Raw genomic sequence first — 3,727 nt, forward strand, 5'->3', positions numbered from 1 at the left:
TCTGGCGGTAATAGCGCGGTGGTCCCACCTGACCCCATGCCGAACTCAGAAGTGAAACGCCGTAGTGCCGATGGTAGTGTGGGTATTACCCATGTGAGAGTAGGGTGCCGCCAGACTTTTAAATTTAGTGAAGCCCAGCAGTGATGCTGGGCTTTTTTACGTTTGGTATTTTATTTAATGGAGCGCTTATTTGTATAGTAATATCTAGAGCGGATAGCCCGAAGAATAACGTATTGAAGATGATAAGTTGATGTTGAATTGATGTTGGAATGAAATGAGTTCATTAATCATTGATAAAAAACCGAATTATCCATGTCCTATTTACCGCACAGCTCTCTAACAGGAACAACCAGCCTAGCTTCTTTTAAAAAGCTACGATTTGATGTTCAGTCATTTTTTTATAATTAAATCCCTCTTTTGTTTTTATCATAGAGAATTTTCTACTTTTTTACTGTACTATTTTAGAGGAGCAGTTACAAGAGCAATTGAAAGACCCTTCAAAGGGAAAATTCCTAATGAAGCTATTGAAATTATTAGATGGAGTTGATTTTATGCCGGCATTATCTGAATATTCAAATATATCAAACACTGTATTCAATATATTGGATAAAAAAGGGTACCAAATCTGGTATGACGAAAGATTAAAAATGTACTGTGCCGAAAGAAATGGTTGGGATTTTATGCGGATTCCCCGTCAGGTTTACTAGGTTTAGTTAGTATTTATGAGTTTAAACAACCAGCTATATATAAAGAATATTGGTGGAAAGATGACAATAAAAGTTTACTAGATAATTTAAGTAGAAAAAAACCTAAATACATATCAGTAACAGATAAAAAATAGACCCTGTAAATAAAAATGGATAAAAAAATTAAAAGAGTTAGCGACTGAGTTAGCTAAAAACATAAAAATTCAAGACGATTTGGGTAAATTAACCTGCTTTTTAAATAAATTCATCATTGAGGCAGCGTTAAATACGGATATAATCCAACACTTAGAGTATGATAAACATCATAAAAAGTTAGGTAGTAATTATCGTAAGGCTATAGTAAAAAAACAGCCATTAGTGATGATGGTGAGTTAGAATTATCCATCTCACGGAATAAAGAAAGCTCATTTGAACCACAGTTAATAAAAAATATTAAACTCGGATTGATAAAATCAACCATCAAATTCTATTCCTGTATGCCAAAGGCATGACCACACGAGAAATTGAAAAAACTTTAAACAGATATGTATGACGTTGATATATCACTAGCCTTAATATCAAAGGTGAGCGATGCGGTTAAAGGGCAAGTGATTGAGTGGCAAAATAAACCGTTGGATACGCTTTATCTCATTGTTTACTTAGGCTGTATTGCGGTCAAAGTCAGACAAGATGGCTGTATTATCAATAAATTGATTTTTCTAGCTTTAGCCATCAACTCTGAGGGGGAATAAAGAACTATTAGGATCTTGGATAGCTGAAAATGAAAGGGATAAGTTTTGGTTATCGGTTTTAACTGGACTGAAGAATCGAGGAGTGGAAGATATTTTAATTACTTGTATTGATAGTTTAAAAAAGTTTTCCTGATGCAATTAACACCGTTTATCCAGTGTCTGTACCTTGCATAGGGTGGGTAATAGTTTAAAGCTTGTTAGTTGGAAATACTATAAAGCATTACTAAAGATTTTAAAGCAATTAATCAAGCTAGAACCGAAGAGTAAGCCTTACAAGCTTTATCTCACTTTGAATCGGTGTGAGATGAAAAATATAGCTACATAAGTCAATTATGGCGATGTCATTGGAATAATTTGACAGCCTATTCGAAAAATATTCGTAAGGCAATTTACACCATCAATGCATAGAATCACTGAACAGCATCATTCGCCATGCTATCAAAAAACGCAAGTTTTCCCGACGGATGATTCGGTGAAAAATGTGATTTATTTAGCTATCCGACAAGCATCAAAAAATGAACTATACCGATCCAAAACTGGAAAAGCGCAATGAGCCGGTTTATTGTAGAATTTGGTGACAAAATTACCCGTTACCTCTAACTGGCAAATACACAAAATTGAGGATAGGGTCTTTTCTATCGGTTAAGACACTTCTCCATAATCATTTTTCAAGACATTATATTTTAGTTGTAATTCTTAATTCTATAATAAAATTATATGGTTAGTATTATTTATGTTGAAAAATATGTCATTCGATATATTTCCCTAAATGATAAATATCAGTTGCCTCGTTATTCATTTCTAAAGAGCCTAAAGCACCTAAATCCAAACTATATATATTATCAGACTCATTATTTTTCTTGACGTATATAAAATAGCCTACATCACCATCTTGACCTATTAAAAAATAATTGGGTGCAATGTTTTGTATACTATATACATCATTTCTTTCTTGAATGTCATATATGTTATATATGTATATATATTCTTCTTTTTCAGTGATTAATTCATACGGCTCTTTATCTTGAACCTCTTCTGACAAAAATCGTACATATAAACTTGGAAATTTGATATTCATTTCTTTTTCAAGAGTATACAATATTTCTATAATTAATTTCTTTTCCATAAAAATTTACCATTCAATTAATATTCTATAAGTCAAAAAAGGATTATTTATATTAGCATTTCTAATGCTATCGAAATATTTGTAAGAATCATTTAACGCTTTTTTGCTTGTGCTTTAGGTACACCGGCGTGAAGTATTTCTCTGTAACTTATATTGAATTCTTGTTTTAAGGTTGTATTCCATTCTCCATTAAGTGAGTTTCTAGTTCTTTGTGCACGACTAATGTTAGCATGTAGTAAACCAGAAAAAGATTGTAATAATGCCGCTGGTGCAACATTTCTTCGATAACTAGTTATATTTCTTTTAGTCCAAGCAGCTTGTATTGGATGATGGCTTTGTACGAATGCATCAGATCTAGTGTTTTTATGGCCTGAAGCTCTATTCGCATTAGGCGATAAGTTACCATGTATGTTTACATCGCCTTTTTTATAGCCATTTGGAGCTTTACATATTAATCCCTACGATTTGATTGGCGCATATTGATACAGATTAAAGCTACCCAACAGTCCAATCAAACCCAGTTGTGTAAAGCGTCCTATATCCGGATTATCGTACCTGAAAGTATTGTAATGTAAACTGGTTTCACTGTCTAAATATTGTCCTTGATATCTGAGGTTCTGTTGTATCGGTAAGTTCTTCCCGACAGCCGTGCAGATCGGTGTGGAAATAGCGGATATGTTGTTCTTGGTTGCCGTCTGTGCCTATACGTGCTAGCGGTTCGTAGCTGTTCTGGTCGGTATAGATATATAGGCTGGTAGGATGATTCGGGCCGGTTTTCTTAATTATTGTTAAGCCATCTCACAAGAACTAGCTATGGTTGTAGAGCTCGCTTTATTTTGATTTTGAGGTATTAATCAGGTCGCTTAGTCACAGAATATATATACATTTAAACCATTATTAAATGATTTTTCCAGAAAATCAATAAAATGAATAATTGATTCAAGCTGTAGCTTTTTTGTTTTAATAAGGCTTTCTAATTCTTTTATTAAGGGCTGAATTTCTCCATATAAAATAGTAGTATCAGCATAGTAATCATCAAATTTTTTTATTATTGGGTATTGATTTAATGGTTTCGCATTATTGAAAAGTTTATCATAATCAGACTTCTCAAGTGAAAATACCGGTGTGTTTCCATCTATTTTCTTTTGATTATTTGATGCCAT

At 33.1% G+C, this 3,727-nt stretch carries 5 protein-coding genes, 1 rRNA gene and 1 pseudogene; 3 read left to right on the forward strand and 4 right to left on the reverse strand.

Going from position 1 to position 3,727, the window contains the following annotated elements; translation table 11 throughout:
• The 3 genes and pseudogenes from rrf to A9G45_RS05550 all read left to right on the forward strand — a co-directional run bounded on the left by rrf (position 1) and on the right by A9G45_RS05550 (position 2,038).
• Positions 1-116: ribosomal RNA gene (rrf, locus tag A9G45_RS05540) — 5S ribosomal RNA — on the forward strand.
• 399 nt (positions 117-515) lie between these two features.
• Positions 516-707, forward strand: a complete 192-nt coding sequence (locus A9G45_RS14595; protein ID WP_218057041.1) for a hypothetical protein — start codon at positions 516-518, stop codon at positions 705-707.
• Positions 708-860: 153 nt separating this feature from the next.
• Positions 861-2,038, forward strand: a pseudogene (locus tag A9G45_RS05550) (IS256 family transposase).
• 148 nt (positions 2,039-2,186) lie between these two features.
• Here the strand turns inward: A9G45_RS05550 and A9G45_RS05555 are convergent.
• The 4 genes from A9G45_RS05555 to A9G45_RS14385 all read right to left on the reverse strand — a co-directional run.
• A complete protein-coding gene (locus A9G45_RS05555; RefSeq protein ID WP_065567508.1) occupies positions 2,187-2,564 on the reverse strand; it encodes an SMI1/KNR4 family protein in 378 nt (125 codons plus the stop codon).
• A gap of 92 nt (positions 2,565-2,656) precedes the next feature.
• Positions 2,657-3,016 (reverse strand): hypothetical protein, encoded by a 360-nt coding sequence (locus A9G45_RS14950; RefSeq protein ID WP_141674479.1) that lies wholly within the window; start codon positions 3,014-3,016, stop codon positions 2,657-2,659.
• A gap of 6 nt (positions 3,017-3,022) precedes the next feature.
• Positions 3,023-3,241, reverse strand: coding sequence for an RHS repeat-associated core domain-containing protein (locus A9G45_RS14955; RefSeq protein ID WP_081301505.1), 219 nt, complete (start codon positions 3,239-3,241; stop codon positions 3,023-3,025).
• A gap of 186 nt (positions 3,242-3,427) precedes the next feature.
• The coding region (locus A9G45_RS14385; protein ID WP_065572377.1) for a hypothetical protein at positions 3,428-3,727 on the reverse strand (300 nt) is incomplete at its 5' end.

The sequence above is a fragment of the Gilliamella sp. HK2 genome, from assembly GCF_001690265.1.
GTDB classification, from domain to species: domain Bacteria; phylum Pseudomonadota; class Gammaproteobacteria; order Enterobacterales; family Orbaceae; genus Gilliamella; species Gilliamella apicola_C.